The organism is Cognatundibacterium griseum, assembly GCF_014284195.1.
In the GTDB taxonomy this organism is placed as follows: domain Bacteria; phylum Pseudomonadota; class Gammaproteobacteria; order Burkholderiales; family Burkholderiaceae_D; genus Undibacterium; species Undibacterium griseum.
This window is the reverse complement of the sequence record NZ_JACOGC010000008.1, coordinates 18401-43157: the sequence shown is the minus strand read 5'-3', so window position 1 is coordinate 43157 and position 24757 is coordinate 18401. Positions and strand designations below refer to the sequence as shown.

Sequence of the window (24757 nt, the reverse complement as noted above, 5' to 3'; positions counted from 1 at the left end):
CAGAACCATCTTACTTCAGGGATAATACCCACTTGACCAGTGTCTTGGCTTCTGCCTCGCTGACCTGTGGATTCGCTGGCATCGGGATTGCGCCCCATACACCGCTACCGCCCTTTTGCACTTTCTCGACCAGTTTGGCTTCTGCTTTCTTATCGCCAGCATATTTCTTTGCCACATCTTTGTAAGCTGGGCCAACTACCTTGTTATCCACCGAATGGCATGCCATGCAGTTTTTTGCCTTGGCCAGATCAGCATTTGCCATTGCAGAACCAGACGCGAATACAGCCAGAGTTGCACCTACCAATAATGCGAGTTTCATTGTTTTCTCCCGGTTAAAAAAATGCCGCTTCATTTTAACGCTTTTCTTCCGCCTGAATGCAACTGAAATCAGCCGGATTGACCTGATGCAAATTCCGCTTTAATCTGCGGGGCAAAGGAAACCAATTATGCTACTCATTATTCCCTTGGTGTTGCTGCTGGTGTTGAAACTGGCGGATGTCTGGATTTTCGGAACCATGTCCTGGTGGTGGTTCATCGGACTGGCCGTGCTGGTATTTTTGTGGTTTGAATTTTTTGAACGCATGCTGGGAATGGATAAGCGCAAAGATATTGCCCATTACGAGAAGATGCAGCAAGAAAGAGTCAAACGTCAGTTCGATAAGAAAACCAGACGACGTTGAAAACTCAGGCCGCCCTCCCGTCTGAATCCCGCCTGTGCTGGCAGCAGCGTACGCCATGAATCCATCCGATCTGCGCCAGCCCGAATTGCGTCAGTTGCGTTACTTTGTCGCGGTCGCGGAAGAGTTGCATTTTGGCCGCGCTGCAGCACGCCTGCACATGACGCAGCCCCCCTTATCCCAGGCGATTCAGATGCTGGAAGCCGTACTCGGCACCGCCTTGCTGACCCGCAACACCCGCCACATCGCCCTGACCCCGGCGGGGCTGGCGCTGCTACCGGAGGCACGCCGCCTGCTGGAGCAGGCGCAAGGGCTGCATGCGCTGGTACAGCGCGCTGCTGCCGGCACAGAAGGCCACCTGTCGCTGGCCTTTGTCTCGATTGCCGATTACAGTATTCTTCCGCCGCTGCTGCGCGCCTACCGCCAGCAGCACGCCGGGGTCAGCATCGAACTGCGCGAAGCGACCACCGATGTACAGCTTGAAGCACTGGAAAAAGCAGAGATCGATGCCGGCTTCGTGATCCCGCCGTTGCCAGACCGCCTGCAACCACTGCTGAGCTACCGGAAAATCCTTACCGAACCATTGATGCTGGCAGCGCCGGAACAGATGTTTCCACGCCATGCCGCCATCCGCCTGGCGGACTGTGCCGGACAAGCACTGATTATGTTTCCACGCAAAATTGCCCCTGCGTTGCACGACGCGATTCTGGGCTGTTTTCACCGTGCCGGACTGGTGCCGGAAATCGCTCAGGAGGCAATACAGATGCAAACCATCGTCGGTCTGGTGTCGGCAGGCATGGGGATCGCGCTGGTGCCGCAATCAGTCTCCAATCTGCAGCGCCCCGGTGTGGTGTATCATCCGGTCGCAGACCAGACTGCGCAGGCAGAAATTGGTCTGACCTGGCGTCGCGACAACCCGTCCGCGGTGCTGGCGACGTTTTTACAGCTGCTTCCCGACACTCTTGCCACTGATACTGACCAAATTTATGCTGATTCATCCCAACCCTGATCCCGTTGCTCTGCACATTGGCCCTTTGTCTATCCACTGGTACGGTCTGATGTATCTGGTGGCGTTCATGCAGTTTGTCCTATTGGGCCGCTGGCGCCTGCGTCTGCCGCATGTCGCCGCCAAAGGCTGGACCCGTGAGCATATCGACGACATGCTGTTTTACGGCGTGCTTGGTGTGATTCTGGGTGGACGGCTGGGGGAAGTATTGTTTTACGGCCCGACTTACTATGCGGCAAATCCGCTCGAAATTTTTAAAGTCTGGAAAGGCGGCATGTCGTTTCATGGCGGTTTTCTCGGGGTGCTGATCGCCATGTCGCTGTGGGCGCGCAAAACCAAAATGCATCTGGCCGATGTCTATGACTTTATTGCGCCGCTGGTGCCGCTGGGATATGCCGCAGGCCGCATCGGCAACTTCATCAATCACGAATTGCCCGGCCGGATCGCCTCCGCCGATTTGCCGTGGGCAATGATCTGGCCGGGAGTGGACCATCCGGTACACCCGTCGCCGATTTATCAGGCACTGGTTGATGGTGTGCTGCTGTTTGCCATCCTATGGTGGTTCGCCAGCAAAGCGCGGCCCCGCCTGGCAGTCGGCGCCCTGTTTGTGCTGCTGTACGGTTGCGCCCGCTTTTTCACCGAATATTTCCGCACGCCGGATTATGAAGTCAGCTTTGCCGGTCTGACCATTTCTGCCGGACAAATGCTGTCCCTGCCAATGATCGCTGTGGGCGCCACCCTGCTGTATTGGGCATATCACATCCAGAAACCTGCCTCCCGATAAAAAAGTAGGGAGTATGTTAAAAAATCAGCCTGTTGCCCAGACAAGCATTACACCTTTAAACATACTCCCCTCCAGTATATTTTCAGTCTGACGACGAACTATTTAGTCATTTCTTTGTCACATGACAACTGGCGGCATTCCGTTCGGGATGCCGTCGTCTCCCTCTATTTCCAATCCGGTGTTCCGGAAGATCATTTATACAAACAAGGAAATTCCTATGCAACGTACCCTGCGCTCCTTAGCCGTACTCGCTGCACTGACCACCGGCAGCGCCGGCGCCGCAGACAACCAGACCAAAGCGGTCGCGACACCGTCTGTCACCACGGCAGCCGCCAGCCGCGTTTCTGGCATCGACCTGCAATGGATCGATCAAAGCGTGCGGCCACAGGATGATTTTTTCCAGTACATGTCCGGAAAATGGCTGGCCGAAGCAGAAATCCCAGCTGACCGCGCGCGCTTCGGTTCGTTTGATCAGTTGCGTGAATTGTCTGAAAAACGTTCTTTCGACATCATCAAAGCCCTGTCTGCAGATACCAGACTCAAAGCGGGCAGCAACGAGAAAAAAATTGCCGATCTGTACAACAGCTTCATGGATGAGGCGCGTGCCGACAAACTCGACATCCAGCCGCTGCAAAGCAGCTTTGAACGCATTGACCGGCTGATGCACAAAGAAGATTTACCGGCGCTGATTTCCTATCTGGGGAAAATGGGCATATCGCTGCCGGTGCAATCCGGTATCGGTCAGGATGCCCGCGATTCAAGCAAATACGCCGTGTATCTGAGTCAGGGCGGCCTCGGCCTGCCCGACCGGGATTATTACCTGAAGGACGATGACGCCAAGCTCAAGGGTTTCCGGGACGCCTATCTGAAGCATGTGGAAACCATGCTGGCAATGAGCGGCCAGAAAGAAGCGGACAAAGCCTCCGCCTCTATCCTGGCGCTGGAAACCGAGATCGCCCGGATTCAGTGGAGCAAAGTGGAAAACCGCAATCCGGTCAAAACCTACAACAAGATTGAAATCGCCAAACTGAATACCCTGTTGCCGGGCTTCGACTGGACCATGTACTTCGCCGGCACCGGCGTCGGCAAGCGCGTTGATTACGTGATCGTGCGCCAGCCGGATTTCCTCACTAATCTGGCGAAAATTATCAGCGACACGCCGGTTCCTGTCTGGCGCACTTATTTCAAATGGAAAGTGCTGGACGCCTATGCCAGCCTGCTGTCGAAACGCTTTGTGGATGAGGATTTCCAGTTCTCCAGCGTCGTCCTGCGCGGTATTCCTGCCAATCAGCCGCGCTGGAAGCGTGGTGTGGCGCGGGTGGAAGACTGCATGCCGGAAGCGCTCGGCAAGCTGTATGTGGCACGCTATTTCCCGCCAGAGAATAAAGCCCGCATGGAACAACTGGTTGGCAACCTGACCCTGGCGTACAAGCAAAGCATTGAAACTCTGGAATGGATGAGTCCGGAAACCAAAAAAGAAGCGCTGACCAAACTCTCGAAATTCACGCCGAAAATCGGCTATCCGGATGTCTGGCGCGATTACAGCAAACTCGATATCCGCAAGGACGATCTGGTCGGCAACATCATGCGTGCCCGCGCCCATGAGTACTACCGGCAACTGGCAAAACTCGGTCAGCCGGTGAACCGCAAAGAATGGGGCATGAGCCCGCAGACCGTGAACGCTTACTACAACTCACGTCAGAACGAAATCGTCTTTCCGGCAGCGATTCTGCAGCCGCCGTTCTTCAATCCGGCAGCCGACGATGCCGTCAATTACGGCGGTATCGGTGCCGTCATCGGCCATGAGATCAGTCACGGCTTTGATGATTCGGGAAGCCAGTCCGATGGCGACGGCAATCTGCGCGACTGGTGGACCAAGGAAGACAAGGCTAACTTCAGCAAGCTGACCGCGGCCATGATCGCGCAATACAATGCCTACAGTCCGCTGCCCGGCTATCATGTCAACGGCGCATTAACGCTGGGTGAAAACATTGCCGATAATTCCGGTCTGTCGATTGCCTACAAGGCTTACCAACTCTCACTCGGCGGCAAGCCAGCGCCCGTGATCGACGGCTATACCGGCGACCAGCGTCTGTTCATGGGCTGGGCCCAGGTCTGGCGCGGCAAGGCACGCGATGCTGAAACGATCCGCCTGATCAATATCGATCCGCATTCCCCTGCATCGGTACGCGGCAATGCGCCGCTGACCAACATTCCGGGCTTTTATGCAGCGTTCGGGGTGAAGGAAGGTGACAAAATGTATGTCGCCCCTGAGAAACGCATCACGATCTGGTAAAACCCGCCGCTGCTGCGGCGATGCAGCGCACGGCAAACCTCTTTCATCATCATGGTGAAAGAGGTTTTTTTATCCGCTCCGGCAATCCGGCAGCTGCGCGATGCACAGCGCCAGCCAGATCAGACATTCACGCAGCCTCCGGATTCTGATGTGGATCATTTCCCGTCACGGTATTTTGCATTACACTCGGCGGAATCATTTTCGATTTCGCAGTTTTCGATTATTCGTTTTTTGATATTTCAGGAGCATGTATGGATCAGCATCAGGCCCAGATCAGCTGGAAACGTGCAGGGCAGGTATTCAGCGACAACCAGTACAGCCGCGCACATGAATGGAAATTTGACGGCGGCTTGAGCGTCCCGGCGTCCTCCGCGCCATCCTCCGTGCCGCTGCCCTATTCCGTCGCAGAAAATATCGATCCGGAAGAAGCGCTGGTAGCGGCATTGTCCAGCTGCCATATGCTGTTTTTCCTCGCATTTGCAGCCAAACAGGGTTATATCGTCGACAGTTATACCGATGAGGCGACCGGCTACATGGAAGCCAATGAAAGACGCCGCAAATCGATCACCCGCATCACGCTGCGGCCGCATGTTGAATTCTCCGGCGACACGATTCCCGGCGCCGATCAGATTGCCGCCTTGCATGCGCTGTCTCACGATCATTGCTATATCGCGAATTCGATCCGTGCCGAAGTCAGCATCGAATCGGTCTGAACCAAGACCTTGAAGACGACCAGAAAAACCAGGACAGCCAGGATAACGCCATGTATCTGCCCCCGCATTTTGCCGAAGACCGGCTCGACATCCTGCACAGCCTGATACAGCAACATCCGCTGGCTTGCCTGGTCACCCTGGAGACGGATGGCCTGACCGCCAATCACATTCCATGCCTGATCTCACCGCCCACCGCAGACGCACCATTTGGCACACTGCTGGGCCATGTCGCGAAAGCGAATCCGGTCTGGCGAAACACACAGGAAGTACTGGCGGTGTTTCAGGGCGCCAGTGCCTATATCACGCCCTCGTGGTACGAAGAAAAACAGCAGACCGGCGCAGTGGTGCCGACCTATAATTATGCGGTTGTTCATGCGCACGGCAGCTTGCAGCAGATCGACAGCAAACCGGAATTCCTGTCCCTGTTAAACCAGCTGACAAATCACTTTGAATCTGCCCGCCAGCTTCCCTGGCAAATCAGTGACGCGCCAGGCGATTACATCGACAACATGATGGAAATGATCGTCGGCATCCGCATGCCCATCGCCCGCCTGACCGGCAAATGGAAAACCAGCCAGAACAAATCGGTGCAGACCCGCTCCGACATTGCTGCCGGACTGCGCGTGGGCACAGCAACGGAACAGGCCATGGCCGGCATCATCGAATCCCAGCTGTTTGAGTAGATTCCCCCTGCCGGCCATCAGTACGCTGATCTCCGGTTCAGGCGCTACGTTTCAGAATATCGCGCAGCTTGCCGAACAACTCGTCGATATGCTGTTTTTCCAGTATCAGCGGTGGCGACAGGGCAATGATGTCTCCGGTAGTCCGGATCAGCACACCTTCGGCAAAGGCAGTTTTATAGACTTCCATGGCGCGGGCACCGGGCTTGCCGGGCAAGGACGCCAGCTCAATCGCGCCGATCAGTCCGGCATTGCGCAAATCAATCACATGCGGCAAACCTTTGAGGGAATGCAGCGCATCTTCCCAGTAAGCTGTCATGCCCTGTGCATGCTCCAGCACTTTCTCTTCCTTGAACACACGTAATGCAGCCAGTCCCGCAGCGCAGGCCAGCGGATGGCCGGAATAGGTATAGCCGTGGAATAATTCAATCCCTGCCGGGCCCTGCATCAGGGTGTCATAGATAGCCGGCTTGCTGAATACGGCACCCATCGGCACCACACCGTTTGTCAGTCCTTTCGCGGTGGTCATCAGGTCTGGCGTGACACCGAAATAATCGCAGGCAAACGGTGTTGCCATGCGTCCGAAACCGGTAATGACTTCATCAAAAATCAGCAGAATGCCATGCTTGTCGCATAATTCGCGTAATCGCTGCAGGTAATGTTTAGGTGGCAGAATCACTCCCGCCGAGCCGGATAACGGTTCCACGATCACTGCGGCAATGGTGGAGACGTCATGCAGGGTCACCAGCCGTTCGAGTTCATCGGCCAGATGCACACCGTATTCCGGCAAACCGCGGCTGAATGCGTTTTTTTCCAGATTATGGGTATGCGGCAGATAATCCACACCGCCCAGCAGATTGCCGAATTGCTTGCGGTTCGCCGATAAACCGCCAACTGACATACCGCCAAAACCCACGCCATGATAGCCGCGCTCACGGCCAATAAAACGGGTACGCTGCCCTTCGCCGCGGGCGCGGTGATAAGCCAGCACCATTTTCAGCGCAGTATCGACCGCTTCCGATCCGGAATTGGTATAAAACACCTGACCGAAGCGCCGGCCGCTGTACTCCACCAGCTCTGCCGCCAGTTCAAACGCTGTCGGATGCCCCATCTGGAAGGCAGGCGCATAATCCAGCGTGGCAATTGCTTCCTGCACAGCACGGACAATCACAGGATGGGAGTGTCCCAGCGGCACGCACCATAGTCCTGCCGTGCCATCCAGAATCTGGCGACCGCTCTGATCGCGGTAATACATACCGGATGCCGACGCGACGATACGCGGTGCGGCCTTGTAATCCCGGTTTGCGGTAAATGGCATCCAGTATGCATCCAGTTGTTGTTTGTCGGGCATAAACCTCTCCTGAAAGTAAGTTGCTGCAATCATAGAACGACGTGTCCGGCTCGAAAATCTTCGGCGTACAGATCATATGCAAACAATACCATGTCATCCCTCCTGCTGGCAGTGAAAGCGACACGGAACAGGGATACATCATGCCTGTGGCATTGAGTGGCAGGGTGAGTGACTAAAAGACCGTTCATCAGTCCGGATTTATTTAAAAGGTATCAATAAAAACACATAACACCGTTTATTTTTCTCCCATTACCCATGACGATGCTGGTTTTGGCGCACGGAATACGGTCAAAAATGCAAATGTTTGATAAATCTGGAGCCAATTCTGGCAATACGGATGATTCTGCCAGGACAACGTTGTATGCTCACCCTGTACAACCAACCCGGCTGCCCCATACCGGCTCCGCCTTGTTCTGACACGATTGAAAACAGCACTGCACCATGTTGCCGCCAGAATTTCCTGCTGATGAAGACCTGCGACTGAATACGCTCAGAGAATGCCGCCTGCTCGATACCCAGGCGGAAGAGCGTTTTGATCGTCTCACTCGTCTGGCACGACAGATTTTCAAAACCGACATTGCCCTGGTTTCCCTGATCGATACGGACCGTCAGTGGTTTAAATCCCGTCAGGGGCTGGATGCGGAACAAACTGGCCGGGATATTTCTTTCTGCGGCCACGCGATTCTGAGCTCGGAAATTTTTCTGATTCCGGATGCCAGCAAAGACCGCCGTTTCTGGGACAACCCGCTGGTAGTGGGGGAACCGCATATCCGCTTTTACGCCGGAGCGCCACTGCAGGCCAGCAATGGCCAGCGCATTGGCACGCTGTGCATCATCGACCGTAAGCCGAGGGATTTGAGCCAACAGGATGCGGCCATCCTGCGTGATCTCGCCGATTGTGTTGAACACGAAATCGCCAACGAGCTTGCGCAAAGACAACATGATGCCTTGCTGACGCTGACCCGCATCACCTCCCTCGCAGTTGAAGATCCGCAGATTTTGCTGCGGGAGACGCTGGCACTGGGTTGTGCTTATCTCAAGATGGCCACCGGTGCCATTTCACTGATCCACGGCGACGAGATAGAAATCAAAGCCGTGCAGTCGCCGGGTAATGTGATACAGGAAGGTCAGCGCTTCAAGCGCAGCCAGACCTATTCTGATTTACTGAACATGGATATGAGCATTGTGTATATCCATCACCTCGGCCAAAGCGAGTATCGCCATCACCCCAGTTACCAGCGTTTTAAACAGGAATCCTACATCGGCATTCCCTTGCTGCTGGAGGGTAAACGCTACGGCACGCTGGCATTTTCAGATGCTGCGCCGCGCAGTACTCTGTTTACCGATGTGGAAATCGAATTTGTTAACGTGCTCGGCGACTGGGTTAACAGCACGCTGAAAAAAATGACATTGAACCATTCCCTGCAATTGCAGCAACAGATGAATGAAATCGTGGCGCGTTCGCAATCGCAATTCATCAAGGGACAGGACAAAGGCGACGGCTTCCGTACCCTGCTGGCCGATACCCTGCAGCTGAATCAGGGAGATTTCGGTTTCATCTGCGAGGTCATGCACGATCACAATGACCTGCCCTATCTGAAAACACATGCCGTCATCAACGGCTCCGGCCAGCAGGAACGCGCTGGCAAAGCAGAATGGAAACCCGCCAAAAAACTGACTGTTGACGCTATCGACACTCTCTCACATCTGGCGCTCACCACCGGCAGGCCGATGTCATATCCGGCGGTACAGGCGGCTGACAGCCAGTTACAGACACCCGACTGGTATCCGGTAATCCGTAATCTCCTCAGCATTCCGATACATCATGACGGCACCGTCATCGCACTCATCACGCTGGCGAATTATCCGAATACCACCGAGGTCAATCAGACTGAGTTTTTGCAACCCATTCTGATCACGATTGCACAGCTGGTGAATGCGGCGAAGATCCAGCGCCAGCACGAAGAAAGTGAAAAGCGGCTGGCCAATATTATCGAGGGCACCAATATCGGCACCTGGGAATGTCATGTGCCATCGGGTAAAACGGTGCTGAACGAACGCTGGGCTGAAATGCTTGGTTACACTCTGGAAGAATTGTCACCGACCACAGTCCAGACCTGGCTGGATCTGTGCCATCCGGACGACATGAAAATTTCAGCCAATCTGATTGAACAGCATTTCAAAGGCCAGATTCCCTATTACGACATGATCAGCCGCTTGCGCCATAAAGACGGCCACTGGGTCTGGGTCAGGGATAGGGGCTGCGTTGTCAGCTGGAACGAAGACGGTCAGCCCCTGATCATGTCAGGCAGCCATCAGGACGTCACGCAGGAAAGACTGGCGGAAGAAAAACTGGCGCATGCCTATGAGTTGCTGGAGCAATCCAATGCAGCCGCCCGCATCGGTACCTGGGAATACGATCTCGATACCCGGCAGATTTACTGGAGCAATGTCACACGGCAGGTTCACGAGGTCGATCATGACTATGTCTGCGAATTACAGGATGCAATTACATTCTATAAACCGGGGAAAAACCGGGAAAGAATCTCCGCCTTGCTGGCCAGGGCAGCGCAGGATGGTGAACGTTACGATGCCGAGTTTGAAATCATCACCGCCCGCAAACATGAAAAATGGGTGCGCGTGATCGGTTTGCCGCAATGGAAAGATGGCAGGATTCAGCGGGTTTACGGCACCTTCCAGGATATCAGCGAAAGTAAGGCGGCTGCCGTTGCCCTAAAAGAGCAGGCAGCGCAGACGCAGGCCATTCTCGACAATGTGCTGGATGGCATCATCACTGTCGATCACAGCGGCAAGATCGCAGCTTACAACAGTGCTGCGGCCAATATCTTTGGCTATCGCCGCGACCAGCTGATCGGCCAGCACTTCAGTGTCCTGCTGCCGCCGGACAATCCGCAAGGAGAGCTGCATCCGTTCGGCAGCCTGACGAATATTGATGACGTGGTCGGCATCTCCCGAGAAATTGAAGCACGGCGCCAGAACGGAGAAATTTTCCCGCTTGACCTGTCAATTTCGGCAGTCAGACGCCAGGGTCGTCCTTTGTATATCGGACTGGTGCGCGACATTACAGAGCGCAAGCGACTAGAGAAAATCAAAAACGAATTCATTGCCACCGTCAGCCATGAATTACGGACGCCGCTGACCTCGATTTCAGGCGCATTGGGACTGGTACTCGGTGGTGCCGCGGGCGGTATGCCGGACAGCATGTCGTCGCTGCTGACCATTGCCAGCAAAAACAGTCAGCGCCTGTCTTTCCTGATTAATGATTTACTGGACATGGAAAAACTCAGCGCCGGGAAAATGCAATTCCATATTCAGTCCTTTGAACTTGCCTCATTATTGCAGCAAGCCATCGAAACCAATCAGACCTTCAGCACGCAACGCAAAATTTCTCTGCTGCTGCAACAACCGCTGCCTGAGGTAAGCATCGCGGTTGACAGTCAGCGTCTGATGCAGGTGCTGACGAACCTGCTGTCCAATGCGATCAAATATTCACCCGAAAACGAAACTGTCCAGATTGCCGCCAAAGTGATCGGCGGACTCGTCCGTATCAGCGTCAGCGATCATGGCACGGGTATCCCGGAAGAATTTTATCCGCGCATTTTTCAGAAATTTGCACAGGCGGATTCCTCCGACACACGCAAGAAAGGCGGTACCGGACTCGGGCTGGCAATCTCGCGTGAACTGGTTGAGCACATGGGTGGAAAGATCGGATTTGAATCGGCTATTGGCCAGGGCTCCCATTTCTACATCGACTTCCCGATCATGAAAACGCTGGTCAAAACCGTGTGAAACGACAGATAAAGCTATAATTCAGCCTCACAGCATCCCGTCTGCGCCCGCACGCCGCTTTGCCTGTGACGGTATACGCGATCCTGGTAAAAACAGGCGGTACCGGACTGATTCACTTTTGATTGATTGATAGCTTCATGATAGTTCTCGGTGTTGAATCTTCCTGCGATGAAACAGGACTGGCGCTTTACGATACGGAGCGCGGCCTGCTGGCACATGCCCTGCATTCGCAGATTGCCATGCATCAGGAATATGGCGGCGTCGTGCCTGAGCTGGCGTCACGCGACCATATCCGCCGCACCCTGCCCCTGTTTCACCAGATACTGCAGCAAGCGGCAATGGTACAGGAACAGATTGATGCAATTGCCTACACCCAGGGACCGGGCCTGGCCGGTGCGCTGCTGGTCGGCGCGTCATTCGCCTGCGGCCTCGGGATGGCACTCGATAAACCGCTGCTCGGTGTGCACCATCTGGAAGGACATCTGCTGTCACCTTTGCTGGCCAGCACACCGCCTGAGTTTCCGTTCGTGGCATTGCTCGTTTCAGGCGGTCATACGCAACTGATGCGGGTCGATGGCGTCGGTCAGTACACGCTGCTGGGTGAAACGCTGGACGACGCAGCAGGCGAAGCTTTTGATAAATCCGCCAAGCTGCTGGGGCTGCCTTATCCGGGCGGGGCTGCAATATCTTTGCTGGCAGAACAGGGAGATCCGGCAATCCATCAGTTTCCGCGCCCGATGCTGCATTCCAAAGATTTTAATTTCAGTTTCTCCGGACTCAAAACTGCGGTGCTGACCGCAGTCAAAAAATATCCGGAACCAATCAGCGATACTGACAAAGCAAATGTGGCACGCGGCTTTGTCGATGCCATCATCGACGTGCTGGTCGCGAAGTGTCTCAGTGCACTGAAGCAGACTGGCCTCAAGCGTCTGGTGATCGCAGGCGGCGTTGGCGCCAATCGCCAGCTGCGTGCGGCGCTGAATGCTGCAGCAGCCAAAAAGCGTTTTCAGGTGTTTTATCCGGAACTCGAATTCTGCACTGATAACGGTGCCATGATCGCTTTTGCCGGCGCCATGCGGCTCAAAAAAAATCCCGCACTGGCTACGCGGGACTATGGTTTCAATGTGCGGCCACGCTGGCCGCTGCATGATCTGAGCGCCGCTTAAAGCGCCGCAGATTCAGTGCGGATGCCATTCACTCATTCAGCTATGTCCATGTAACTGTCTGTTCAATCGCCCGTTGGCGAATCAACGACGGGTAATGACGGATGCATCAAGCAGACGTCCACCGGGCGGCATTATTTTTTCTTGCTGCCGATCCGGCTTTCTTTGCCCGCCATGAGATTGCCGATATTCTGACGATGCCGGTAGACCAGCAAACCGCTCATGACAAATACCGCCAGCATCATCACATCCGGGCCAAACAGAAAACCGTAATACAGCGGCGCGAACACCGCAGCCACCAGTGCTGCCAGTGAAGAATAACGAAACGCAAACGCCACGATCAGCCAGGTAGCCAGCGTTGCCAGCCCCAGCCAGACATTGATGCCGATCAGTACGCCGGCCGCCGTTGCCACACCTTTGCCGCCGACAAACCTGAAAAACACCGGCCACAAATGCCCCAGAAACACCGCAACGGCCACCAGGGCAATGCTGGCGGTATCGAGTCCGAACTGCTCTGCATAATGATTTGCCAGCCAGACGGCAAACCAGCCTTTGGCAGCGTCGCCCAGGAGCGTCAGCACTGCTGCAGCCTTATTGCCGCTGCGCAGTACATTGGTGGCGCCAGGGTTTTTGGAGCCATAAGTACGCGGGTCAGACAGACCCAGTAAGCGACTGACGACGACGGCAAACGATACCGAGCCAATCAGATAAGCCAGCACCACCGCTAAAATTGTATTCATTTTTATCCTGATCTGAACATGGAAAGGTCAATATACTCCCCTCCAGTATTAATAATATGCACTTATTTTATCAGGAGGAGAAAGCGATTTTATCGCATACTCCCCTGTAAAAATTATTTTACCTATTCTTCCAGAGCACACTCCACAGCACGCGCCTGCAACAGGCTTGTCAGCAGCGCAGGTGCAATGCCAATCAGATACCCGCGCCGTCCGCCATTGATATAAATCGTTGGCAGCGCCAGAATACTCTGCTCGACATACACCGGCATCTGCTTGCGCGTGCCAAACGGCGACGTGCCGCCCACCAGATAGCCGGAATGTTTTTGCGCGATCTCCGGCTTGCACGGCTCGACTGATTTACAACCGATCTGGCGCGCCAGATTTTTGGTCGATACTTTACGGTCGCCATGCATCAGGACAATCAGCGGCTTAGCGGCTTCATCCTGCATGACAAGGGTTTTCACAACGGTATGCTCATCGACACCGAGCTCACGCGCCGACACGGATGTGCCGCCATGCTCTTCGTATGCGTAAGGATGCTCTGTGAAAGCGGCCTGATGCTTACGCAAAAACTGGGTCGCCTGTGTTTCGGAGACATGTTCTTTCTTAGCCAAAATCTGACCTCATGGACAAATAATTCAGGTCACAGATTATAGCGGCAGCCTGCGGACTGATGCGAATATTCCGGTACAGACGACACCGCAGCGCCGCACACGCAACGCCCAGAGCCCGCCATGTCAAAAAAAATCCGGCAAACCTGCTTGCCGGATTCGGATAACACCATCCAGTGAACAGGATGGCAAGCTGATTCAGGTTAGATCCTTATTTTTTTCCTGCAGAAGCGCCATCACCGATGTAGCGGTCAACAAAACGCAACACCATTTCGCCCCACTTGATGCGGTTACTCTCGCGGTACCAGTTATGCTCCTCGCCGACCATGACCACCCATTCCACGGTATTGCCCTGCGCCAGCAATTTGTCGCGCATCCTTTCACCGTGGATTAAAGGCACACGCACGTCCTCGCTGCCATAACCCATCAGTACCGGCGCCTTGATCTTATCTGCATTACCGATAGCAGAAGCCTTGGTGAAGTAGGCTTCGTCGGTTTTCGGATCACCGTGCATCAGCGCCCCTAAGTTATCCATGTAAGGCCCGGACATATCGGACCAGGTCACGGTAAACAGCATCTTCACATCGGTCACGCCCACCCAGTTCACGCCACACTTATACAAATCAGGATCTTTGATCAGGCCATACATGGTCGCATAACCACCATAACTCGCGCCGATGATGCAGACCCGGTCTTTATCCACAATTCCCTGCTTCACCAGTGCATTCACACCGTCAGTGATATCGTCCTGCATCGCCAGTCCCCACTGCTTCCAGCCTACCTTGTGATGCGCCCAGCCAAAGCCGGTGGACATCCGGAACTGCGGCTGCAATACCGCATAACCGCGGGATGCCAGCATCTGGGTCATCGGGTTATAACCGAATTTATCACGTGCGTGAGGTCCGCCATGCACATAGGCAATCAGCGGTAATTTTTTGGCGTCTTTTCCTTCAGGCAAAGTCAGGTAGGCGGGAATAGTCAGACCGTCCCGCGCTTTGTAGTCGATGAATTTGGTTTCGGATAATTTTTTCCCTTCGAGCTCAGGCTTCATCACATACAGAGGTTCGATGGTTTTCTTTTCACTATCGTAAAAATACACGCTGCCGGGATTGTTCGCCCCCTGAGTCACGACCACCACGTTTTTTCCGCTCCACTGAAAACTCACGTCCTGTCCCGGAAAGCTGGCGCGCAAAGCGGCGTCCAGCCGGGCATAGTCTTCATCAAAGAAAATGCTTTCCCTTTTCATGGCATCGACCAGAACACCGACGATCTTTTTACGACGCTCGTCAAAACGAACGGCTTCCACGTCAGCCAGCGCGTGATCCGCCAGCATTTCACCGGGCGCCTGTTTTGCAAAGTCCCACAGATATACAGCTTCCTTATCCCGGATATGGAAACGTCCGGCGACCAGCATTGCCTTATTGTCGAAATCAAAGCCCAGAACCCGCATTTCCTGTCCTTCATCGACATAGGCCTGATAAATGCTTTTCCACGGCGCATCGGCATTGTCACGATAATAGACGGTCTGTTTAATACGCTTGCTGCCCGGTTCCACATCCAGCGCCAGCCCAACCCGCACCACATGCTGATGATCCAGCACCCAGTCCGCGACCTTACCCGGATTATTAAAAGTCAGTAGCGTTGTGCGGCCAGTCGTGGTGTCAAGCTGAAACACGTCGGAAGCCCCCAGCTTGGTATCGCGGCCACGCTCATTGTTGACCACAATCAGGTCATTCGACGTTTCACTGACCCGGGAAAGCAGCGCATAAGGCTTGTAAGGAACATTGTTTGCCATCGCCTCTTTGACCGTCGGCGTCAGCTTGCGGAAGCGGGAGCCGTCAATATTCACCGCAAATAATCCGCCGCCTTTCTGCTCTTCAAAAACAGCATCACTGCCTTTGCTGAGGCTGAATACCAGACGCTCGTTATTCACCCAGACCGGATTGACCACATCCCAGTCAGGATCAGAGGCAATCACTTTCGGTGTGCGCGAATCGAGCCGGATAATTGCGAGGACAAAACGTCCGTTCCGGGGTGTCAGAACAGCCATGCTCTGTCCGTCAGGCGACAATACAGGGCTACCGTTGTATTGCGCTTTTTTGAAAAAATCGGCGACCGGAATTGTTGTATCTGCATGCGCCAGCGACATCAGGCTGGTCATGCCCAGCGTCAGACAAAGGCGCAAGATCACTTGTGTTTTACGTTTCATAAATTCTCCTGTTTCTACAGATTGCGGACTGACCATTGATCTTTTCTTTTGCCTGAACAGGAAAAAGAAATGTATCCGCAGAAAAAAATAACGCCGGAATCACCTATCCCGGCGTTATCTGCTGCAGTCCGTTTATTTAAACTTATAGTCAGCAGTCAGCATGAAATAACGGCCAACTGTGCTGTGCAACGGCGATGCTGCCACGGCTTGAGCGGATGTCGGGCTCGGTGCAAATGGCGGCATACGGTCAAAAATATTCCGAATTGCAAAACTCAGCTTCAGGTTTTTGTATAAACCGGAATAGCTGCCGCCCACATTGAACGTTGTGAACGATCCGATATCGCCGCACAGATTGGCATAACCCTGCGTCTCAAACGTACATGGCTGGGTAAAGTCGTCTTTCGCTGACATGTGACCCACATGCACGGCATCCACCGATGCTTTCCATGCTGCTTTTTCCCAGCCCAGACCCAGATTGGCAATGACGCGCGGCTGACCACGGGAACCGGCATACTCAATCATTTCAGCGTCCGGAGCAGGTGCCGATTTGTAGGAATGGTTATAGGTCAATTGCAACGATGGTGTCAGGCGGCCATATTCCCCGGCATTAAACTTACCGTGCAAAGCCACATCCACGCCACGCACCTGGGTCTGTGCAATATTGGTCAGCAGCAAACGCAGGTTTGTGATTTCACCGGCAGTCGCACCGGCAGCCTGATCGGCCGCTGTCAGCGGTGAGCGTGTCACGATTGCCGCCGGGTTACCAGCATAGCGTCCCGGGTTATTCAGCACCGTTGCCAGATCGAAGGTGGAAATTTCATCCTTGCGCTTGATCTGCCAGAAATCAACGGTGGCATCAAACCAGGTCGTCGGTTCCCAGACCAGACCCAGTGTGAAGCTGTCGGCGGTTTCCGGTTTCAGGTTAGGATTGGAACCGCTTTCATACGGGCTGCTCCACTGACATCCGGCCAGGAAAGTTGCGTTACAACGTGCCGGATCGCGGTAAGACAAGAAAGCCTTCTTGATCTGGGAAGAGTTTTCCACCAGCGTCGGCGCACGGAAACCGGTGGCATAGGTACCGCGCAATACCAGTTCCGGTGTCACTGTCCATTTCAATCCGAGCTTCGGTGTGGTGGAACTGCCGTAATCAGAATATTTGTCATAGCGCGCCGCCAGAGATGCTTCGACATTTTTCAACAACGGCGCATTCAGCTCGGCATATACCGAACCGATATTGCGGGAACGGGTATAGCCTGGCTCAGACTGCGCCCTGTGATAAAGCTCACCCGCCACTGCCAGATCGGAAGGGTTGACTTCCAGCGTTTCGCGCCGGACTTCTGTACCAACCGCCACGGATAACGGGCCGGCAGGTAATTGCATCAGCTCGCCGGTGATTTTTCCGTCCCACAGATACAACGCCGATTTAAAGTTGCTGGAGGAGTCGGTGACGATCTGTTTCAGCAAATCGGCATTCTGTGCGGAGCCGCCAAACAGGAAGGTTCCGTTTTTATAGGCATTGATAAACGGTGTTTTCAAAATACCGCTGCTGGCCTTGGAATCAACTCTGCTGGCGTTGTACATCAACGCAGATTCCCAGTCCCAGTTTGCGACAGTTCCCTTAATACCTGCCAGATAACGGCCAAACACGGTCGTATTTTCCAGCCCCTGCCCAGGGAAATCATTCAGCGAAGCGCGCACACGCACTGTGCCGTTGCCGCCTGCCAGCGTTTTACCGGTAACCGGATTAATCAGGTCTTTGGGATATTGTGGATGCGTGATCGGCAAGGCAGGCGTATCCAGTCCATTCTGCCCGGCGAACCAGTGCGGCACACCCGAAACGGTTGCCTTGTTCTGATTAATCATGACTTCGGCAAATGCTTCGGTCGTTGCATTGATCTGCCAGGTGCCGCGGCTGGTAAAGCCGACGCGGTCAGTTTTACCGGCGGAGTTATATTTGCTGTCCTTCAGGTCATCAAATACGCAAACCGTTCCCATCGAGTTCGCACCAAACACGGTCTGTGCAGGAACCAGACGGTCTGCCGGACAATTCTGATCCAGCGTGCGGGTCACAAATTTGCCGGTTGCCTTATCAGTCCAGTAAAGATTGCCAGGGAAAGTATAGATAGAACGATTGTCTTTATAACCGTAAGGACGCAGGTCTTCAGTGCTCAGATAACCATCGCGCTTATTGATGTACATCGGCTTTACCTGACGCACATCCAGCGTGGCATATACGTTGTAATGATCTTCCACCAGACTGCCGAAGCCATAACTGACAGTTGAACGGAGCTGCTCACCGTCGCTGCGCTGCGACTGGGCATAAGAGCCGTTGATTTCAGCACCCTGGAAATTATTTCGCAAAATGATGTTAACCACGCCGGCCATCGCTTCCGAGCCATAAATCGCAGAAGCACCGTCTTTCAGGATTTCGATCCGCTCCACCGCACCGATCGGGACCGAGTTCAGATCCACAAACGTCGTCTGATATTCTGGCTGCGCATAAGGCGCAAGGCGACGGCCATTGATCAGCACCAGTGTCGCCTGACTACCGATACCACGCAGATTCAGGCCGGCAGCACCTGCCGTAAAGCCGCTGGTACGGTTCTCGTCAATCCCGCCGATGTTCGCAGATACCGTGCGCAAAACATCATTCAGAGATGTCGCACCGCTGCGGACGATTTCATCCTTGGTAATGATCTGAATCGGGGATGCTGTTTCAATATTGACCCGCTTGATATTAGAACCTGTGATTTCCACTTTATGCACAGGCACCGCATCATTTTTCTTTGCATCTTCCTTCGAGATTGCTTCCTGCCCCAGCGCAGTCCCTGCGATAGAACACAAACCGATTCCCGCCAATGCCACTGTGAGACGTCGTAGTTTCATGAATTACCTTTCTTCTGTTTTATTTTATTAAGTAACAAGTGCTTTCACCATGATGACCGGGTGAATATCCTTACATCACTGCTTCTCTTATTGATAACGCCACAAAACAGGTACCTCAAATCGCTTGATACCGTTTTAACAACGCTACAAACATATGTAAGAAACTTGATTATGATTCGTAACAGAATGTTATTTGATGTTTTTTTTTATTCTTTAAAAGGCAATTTAAAGTACAAACAATCACCTATAGTTGATTGTTTTGATTTAAAACAAAATAACTATTTTTCAAAAAAAAAATAGCCGTTATGACCAAATAATCCATGAATTAATAGATTTATTTACATCTTTTTAAACGATCACTCGGTTTGTTGTTTTTATACACACCAACAATTCTCAGATGCATGCCGCAAAACGGTTGAAACAATACGATACTTTCAGAAATATGAAGCATTCGGAAATGGAATTTTTTTACTTTTTAATAAATGCGATTTTTATTTCATTTATATTGTTTTTTCCATTTTTAATTTAAATGCTGTCTCCGGCTTTTCAGAATGCATGGTGCGCGGATTCGGATAAGACCAGATTTAAGTAAATCTGCCGGATTATCCGCGCGGATGATGTTCCGCATGCAGCTGTTTCAGGCGCTCCTTCGCGACATAGGTGTAAATCTGGGTGGTGGATATATCCGAATGTCCCAGCAAAAGCTGCACTACCCGTAAATCGGCACCGTGATTAAGCAGATGGGTAGCAAAAGCGTGACGCAAGGTATGCGGCGACAAAGCCTGGGTAATCCCTGCCTGCGCAGCATATTTTTTAATGAGTATCCAGAACATCTGACGTGTCATGGCACTCCCTCTTGCCGTCACAAACAGGGCATCCGACACCTGGCCGCTGAGTATTGCCGGTCTGGCCTCACGTAAGTAGCGTTCCAGCCAGACGCGCGCCTGTTCGCCAAAAGGTACCAGCCTGGTCTTGTTGCCTTTGCCAGTGACACGCAGCACACCGTCGTTCAACCCTAATTCCACCGATTGCAGTCCCACCAGTTCAGAAACCCGCAAGCCGCAGGCGTACAGCAATTCCAGCATCGTCCTGTCGCGAATTCCGAGTGGTGTCTCATCCGGCGCCTGCAATAATGCCACCACCTGCTCCTCGCTCAGGCTGTGTGGCAGGCGCAGCGCCTGCTTAGCGGCCCGGAGGCGGGTACAGGGATTCACCCGGATATGGTTCTGACGCAGGACCAGCGCATAAAAACGCTTCAGCGCGCTGAGCCGCCGGTTGGCGGAAGTCGCCTTGGAAACGTCACGGCAACTGGCGGTGTAATCGCTGAGGTCCTGCGGTTGCGCTTCGTACAGGTGTTTGCCGGTATGCGCATGCAACCAGCCCGCAAACAGGCGCAGGTCACGCCGGTAAGCATCGATGGAATTTTTTGCCAGGCCGTCTTCCAGCCAGATGCTTTCGCAGAATTCGTCAATCTGGGCAGTGATGCTGTCCGGCAGCATGGCGGTGGTATCGGGAAGAGATTTTTTCACACAACTGGCGCGATCTGTAACGGCTAAAGACACATTTCAGGCGGATTTTGGCAAATAGGCAGTCACGCCTTCATGGGCCAGCAGCCAGCGTTTGATACTGAGATGGTATCCGTTTTCATCATCGTCATGCGCAAAGCCGCCCAGTCCGCCCGCAGCAGTCACCCGGTGACAGGGAATAACCAATGGATACCAGTTTGCGCCACAGGCTTGCCCCACCGCCCTTGGGGCAGAGCGTATCTGGCGGGCAATTTGTCCATAGGTCAGCACCTCACCACGCGGAATGGATGATATACCCTGCCAGACACGGCGCTGAAATTCTGTACCTGCCGGTTTCAATGGCAACTGGAAGCGGAAATCAGGATCGTCCAGATAGCATTCCACCTGCCGCATGACCTGCTCAGACAAAGCATCTTCGGGGGCTTTTTCAGTAAAGCGTGTCGGCAGATACACCAGTTCACTGACCATATTCTGTTCGACCCGGATACCCAGGGCACCGAACGGCGCTTCGAGAATGCCTGAAAAAATTGGGAAATCCTGTCGCATCACATCCTCTCGTTTCTGTTACCAATTATGCTCATCAGTATAAAACGCAGCCGGCAGGCACAAAAGAAAAAGGCGCATCATCGATGCGCCTTGTAAGCTTGTTTCGCGTTTTCGGCTGTTTAGTTACTGTGTCTGCACAGCACTCAGCTTTTAATAAAAACGCGCGTCTCCTCATTACACGGCATTCATACCGTTTTTTTGCACTACCGCCTTTTAATCCTGTGACCCGCCTGTCCATCAACTGCGCAGAATATAGCATGCGAACCGGTACCTGACAAAACAAAAGCAGCGCAAAACTTTCTATCTGTTGCAGATATGTAAAACGCATTTATAGAGATGGAAAATGTGATAGCAAATTATAGTTTCCCAATGGTAATTATTTATAAATTAAATGCTCTTTTTATACCGGCATTGGCTGCACATTCATTATCAGTAATATAAGTACGGTATGGCGGCCATCAGGTGCGAAATTTTCGTCGGGTCGAATCCATCATCTGCGCTATATAACGGGCACCTCATGACTTACCCGTCCTGATCGGTAGGAGCCTGCCCGCAGCTGGTACTGCTGTGACGATGACGTCCACGGCTGGTTGATTTTTATTTCACACCCAGTCTGGCTGCTTCTTTGTTGACATTGGCAATCAGCTCTTTACCGATGCGCGATTCCATGGCCGTTTGCACCGGCAACAGGGCTTTGCGCCACTCGGCTTTTTCCTGGTCGTTGGGCGTATAAATCGTGGTTTTTCCTGACCGCCGCACGGCTTCCAGCGCATTGTCATTTTCCTGCTGCGCAATCGCATTGGCGTATTTGGTCGCCATTTTCATGGCGCCATCGAGTTCGGTGCGGATATCGGCAGGCAAGCCATCCCAGAATTTCCTGTTCACGATCACGGCGTATCCAAGATAACCATGATTGGTCAGCGTCACATATTTCTGTACTTCGTGCATTTTTTGCGTGTACAGATTGGAAGGTGGATTTTCTGTGCCATCAACCACTCCCGTCCGCAGCGCCTGATATACCTCGGAAAAAGCCAGCACCTGCGGACTGGCATTGAGCGCGCGCATCTGCGTATCAAGCACCTTGGAAGACTGGATCCGGAGTTTCAGCCCTTTCATGTCAGACGGCAGATGAATCGGCTTGTTCGCCGACATGACTTTAAATCCGTTGTCCCAGAAAGCCAGGCCGGTAATGCCCTTCGATTCCAGTTTTTTCAGCAGGTCTTTGCCAATCGGTCCTTCCGTCACGCTGTACAGCACTTCTTTGGACGGAAAAATATACGGCAGGTCAAACACTTCAAATTCCTTGACCCCGAGCGGGCCGAATTTAGCCAGCGAGGGCGCCAGCATCTGCACTGCCCCCAGTTGTAAGGCTTCGAGTTCTTCCTTGTCTTTATACAGGGAGCTGTTGGGATAAAGCTCTACCTTCACGCGGCCTTTGGTCGCTTTTTCAGCGAGTTCTTTAAACCGCTCCGCCGCTTTGCCTTTCGGGGTATCACTGGCAACCACATGGCTGAATTTGATCACGATCGGCGACTGGGCAAATGCCATACCGCTGACCAGCAGACCGGCCAGAAAAAGGTACGGCAAAGATCTGATTTTCATGCACGTCCCCGTGTTAATGATGATTATTTTTTTGATCATTGATTATTCAGATGACGATGGTGCAGCGCAACTGTGGATTTCCACAAGCCAGCACACAGCGTCACCATCGGGGAGCAGCTGGTTTACACTAATGCCATGAAAAATTTTTACAAAACGCGGCTGTGGCCGGATGAGAAATGGCGCTGGATCATTCCTATCCTGCTGATCGCGCTTTTTCTTCTGACCCTGATCTGGCTGCCGTGGCAGGCACAGCGCATGGAAGCCAATGAGCGGCAGGAGCAGCTGATTGCCGATACCCTCTGGGTGGAGCAGGCGATTCAGTTCCAGATTGACCGCAATGATGAAATGCTGCGGCAGATCGGGGCTGACATCATGAATATGCAGCTCTCGCCATCAACCGTGCTGGAGCGCTTCAGAAACCTGCTGAAAAACAATCATGAAATCGCGCGGCTGGTCTGGTTTGATCAGCAGGATCTGGTCGTGACTTCCACCTCCGAACTGGCGATACACAGCAAGGATGCGCAGATTCCGCATTACATCGAATCCGGCTCGATAGAACTCGATAACAAGACCCGCTGCTTCGCGCCGCAGGCACCCAAACCCGGCCAGCGGGCGGCGTATCCCATCAGTTGCCAGATTCCGCTGATCAAGGGTAATCAGCATTTCGGCAGCATCGTCATCACCTATCAGGCCAGCGGTATTCTGGAAGAACTGGTGCCCTGGTGGTTTGCGCAGGACAATCAGATTTCGCTGATCGACAGCGATGACCGTGTTGTGGCAACCCGCGCTTCCGGCGGTATTGGCAAAAATGTGTATACCCATAACCGTAATCTGGAATTGCCCGGCATCACCCTGACGTTACGCACCAACAGCAACAAGCGGGAGCCGACATTTCTCTCGAATCTGCTGGTGCTGCTGGTGGTACTGCTGTCGCTCGGCCTGATCTGGAGCCTGCTGGCATTGTGGCGCGACATTAACCGCCGGCTGGCGGCCGAAGGCGCATTGCGCCAGCAGGTCACGTTCCGCACCGCGATGGAAAATTCGCTGATCACCGGGCTGCGCGCGCGCGACATGCAGGGCCGCATGACGTATGTGAATCCGGCATTCTGCAAAATGGTCGGCTATCCGGCGGAGCAGATTATCGGCCGCCTGCCACCCATGCCTTACTGGGCACCGGAAGCGATTGAAGAATACCAGCGGCGCTTTACCCAGCTGCTGGCAGGATCGGTGCCGCAGGACGGCTTTGAAACCATCTACCAGCATGCCAGCGGCGAGCGGATTCCGGTGCTGATTTACGAGTCGCCGCTGATTGATGAAACTGGCCGCCAGACCGGCTGGATGAGTTCGATCCTGGACATCTCGGAACTCAAACGGGCGCAGGATCTGACCCGGCAGCAGGAAGAAAAATTACACGCCAGCGCGCGTCTTGCCACGATGGGGGAAATCGCTTCCATGCTGGCGCATGAACTGAATCAGCCGCTGGCGGCGATTTCGAGCTACACCACTGGCGCGATCAATCTGCTCAATGCCGGCACCACGGATCAGGGATTGCTGCTGACAGCGCTCGACAAAGTGAATGCGCAGGCGCAGCGCGCCGGGCAGATCATCCGCAGCGTGTACGAATTCGTGAAAAAACGCGCGCCGTCGCGTGAACCGCTGGATATCAATGAGCTGATCCAGAATACCTTGCCGCTGATTGAACTGCAGGCGCTGTCGACCCACATCCAGCTGCAATGGATGCCTTTGCCCGGCCTGCCGAAAGTGCTGGCCGATCAGGTATTGATCGAACAGGTGTTACTGAATCTGACCCGCAATGCGATTGAAGCCATGCAGCAGACGCCGCCGGAGCAGCGCTTTCTGCGGATACAGGTGAGTCTGGATGCCGAGGGACAAGGATTGGCCGTGGAAGTGGCGGACCGTGGTCACGGCATTGCGCCGACTGTCGCAGAACGGTTGTTTTCACCATTTTTTTCGACCAAGTCCAGCGGCATGGGGATGGGGCTCAATATCTGCCGCACCGCGATCGAGTTCCACGGCGGCACCCTGAATCACCGTCCCAACCCCGCAGGTGGTAGTATTTTCCGTTTTGTCCTGCCGCTACTGCCGCCGGACCATGAGAGCGGCCAGGATGCCGCCAGCAGTCATCCATAAATCCGG

The 24757-nt window shown here is 53.7% G+C and carries 18 protein-coding genes; 9 read left to right on the top strand and 9 right to left on the bottom strand.

Translation table 11 applies throughout. The annotated features are described in order from the left end of the window. Window positions 1-10: 10 nt before the first annotated feature. Window positions 11-319 carry a c-type cytochrome gene (locus tag H8K27_RS15395; protein WP_186864059.1) on the bottom strand — a complete coding sequence of 103 codons (309 nt, stop codon included), beginning with the start codon at window positions 317-319 and terminating at the stop codon, window positions 11-13. Window positions 320-446: 127 nt separating this feature from the next. Between H8K27_RS15395 and H8K27_RS15390 the strand changes: the two genes are divergently transcribed. The 6 genes from H8K27_RS15390 to H8K27_RS15365 all read left to right on the top strand — a co-directional run bounded on the left by H8K27_RS15390 (window position 447) and on the right by H8K27_RS15365 (window position 6159). Further along, window positions 447-680: a TIGR04438 family Trp-rich protein gene (locus H8K27_RS15390; protein WP_186864058.1), complete on the top strand. Its 234-nt coding sequence runs from the start codon at window positions 447-449 to the stop codon at window positions 678-680. A 55-nt stretch (window positions 681-735) separates the two neighbouring features. Beyond that, window positions 736-1686: a LysR family transcriptional regulator gene (locus H8K27_RS15385; RefSeq protein WP_186864057.1), complete on the top strand. Its 951-nt coding sequence runs from the start codon at window positions 736-738 to the stop codon at window positions 1684-1686. Then, window positions 1664-2467: a prolipoprotein diacylglyceryl transferase gene (lgt, locus tag H8K27_RS15380; protein WP_186864056.1), complete on the top strand. Its 804-nt coding sequence runs from the start codon at window positions 1664-1666 to the stop codon at window positions 2465-2467. The genes H8K27_RS15385 and lgt overlap by 23 nt, the downstream gene beginning before the upstream one ends. Before the next feature lie 217 nt (window positions 2468-2684). Then, window positions 2685-4763, top strand: a complete 2079-nt coding sequence (locus H8K27_RS15375; protein ID WP_186864055.1) for a M13 family metallopeptidase — start codon at window positions 2685-2687, stop codon at window positions 4761-4763. Window positions 4764-5014: 251 nt separating this feature from the next. Next, entirely contained in the window at window positions 5015-5476 is a 462-nt protein-coding gene (locus H8K27_RS15370; protein ID WP_186864054.1) for an OsmC family protein, read from the top strand. 50 nt (window positions 5477-5526) lie between these two features. After that, window positions 5527-6159 carry an FMN-binding negative transcriptional regulator gene (locus H8K27_RS15365; RefSeq protein ID WP_186864053.1) on the top strand — a complete coding sequence of 211 codons (633 nt, stop codon included), beginning with the start codon at window positions 5527-5529 and terminating at the stop codon, window positions 6157-6159. A 37-nt stretch (window positions 6160-6196) separates the two neighbouring features. On the opposite strand, the gene aptA is transcribed toward H8K27_RS15365, so the two are convergent. After that, window positions 6197-7507: an omega-aminotransferase AptA gene (gene aptA, locus H8K27_RS15360; protein ID WP_230419386.1), complete on the bottom strand. Its 1311-nt coding sequence runs from the start codon at window positions 7505-7507 to the stop codon at window positions 6197-6199. Window positions 7508-7948: 441 nt separating this feature from the next. Between aptA and H8K27_RS15355 the strand changes: the two genes are divergently transcribed. Both H8K27_RS15355 and tsaD read left to right on the top strand, forming a co-directional pair. Further along, a complete protein-coding gene (locus H8K27_RS15355; RefSeq protein WP_186864052.1) occupies window positions 7949-11317 on the top strand; it encodes a PAS domain S-box protein in 3369 nt (1122 codons plus the stop codon). 137 nt (window positions 11318-11454) lie between these two features. Then, the gene (gene tsaD / locus H8K27_RS15350; protein ID WP_186864051.1) at window positions 11455-12483 is read left to right on the top strand and encodes a tRNA (adenosine(37)-N6)-threonylcarbamoyltransferase complex transferase subunit TsaD; all 1029 of its coding nucleotides are present in this window, start codon (window positions 11455-11457) and stop codon (window positions 12481-12483) included. A gap of 131 nt (window positions 12484-12614) precedes the next feature. Here tsaD and plsY read toward each other — a convergent pair whose 3' ends face one another. From plsY to H8K27_RS15315, 7 genes are all read right to left on the bottom strand, one after another. Further along, on the bottom strand, window positions 12615-13220 hold the full coding sequence (gene plsY / locus H8K27_RS15345; RefSeq protein ID WP_186864050.1) for a glycerol-3-phosphate 1-O-acyltransferase PlsY: 606 nt from the start codon (window positions 13218-13220) through the stop codon (window positions 12615-12617). Between the two features lie 122 nt (window positions 13221-13342). Next, window positions 13343-13837, bottom strand: coding sequence for a Cys-tRNA(Pro) deacylase (gene ybaK / locus H8K27_RS15340; RefSeq protein WP_186864112.1), 495 nt, complete (start codon window positions 13835-13837; stop codon window positions 13343-13345). A gap of 205 nt (window positions 13838-14042) precedes the next feature. Continuing rightward, window positions 14043-16040, bottom strand: a complete 1998-nt coding sequence (locus tag H8K27_RS15335) for a S9 family peptidase (RefSeq protein ID WP_186864049.1) — start codon at window positions 16038-16040, stop codon at window positions 14043-14045. Between the two features lie 132 nt (window positions 16041-16172). Continuing rightward, on the bottom strand, window positions 16173-18926 hold the full coding sequence (locus H8K27_RS15330; protein ID WP_186864048.1) for a TonB-dependent receptor plug domain-containing protein: 2754 nt from the start codon (window positions 18924-18926) through the stop codon (window positions 16173-16175). A gap of 602 nt (window positions 18927-19528) precedes the next feature. Continuing rightward, window positions 19529-20425, bottom strand: coding sequence for a site-specific tyrosine recombinase XerD (gene xerD / locus H8K27_RS15325; RefSeq protein ID WP_186864111.1), 897 nt, complete (start codon window positions 20423-20425; stop codon window positions 19529-19531). 66 nt (window positions 20426-20491) lie between these two features. After that, window positions 20492-20998, bottom strand: coding sequence for a methylated-DNA--[protein]-cysteine S-methyltransferase (locus H8K27_RS15320; protein ID WP_186864047.1), 507 nt, complete (start codon window positions 20996-20998; stop codon window positions 20492-20494). 597 nt (window positions 20999-21595) lie between these two features. Beyond that, window positions 21596-22600: a TRAP transporter substrate-binding protein gene (locus H8K27_RS15315; protein ID WP_186864046.1), complete on the bottom strand. Its 1005-nt coding sequence runs from the start codon at window positions 22598-22600 to the stop codon at window positions 21596-21598. Window positions 22601-22672: 72 nt separating this feature from the next. Here H8K27_RS15315 and H8K27_RS15310 point away from each other — a divergent pair, with 72 nt between their 5' ends. After that, entirely contained in the window at window positions 22673-24751 is a 2079-nt protein-coding gene (locus H8K27_RS15310; protein ID WP_329604420.1) for a sensor histidine kinase, read from the top strand. Window positions 24752-24757: the final 6 nt, after the last annotated feature.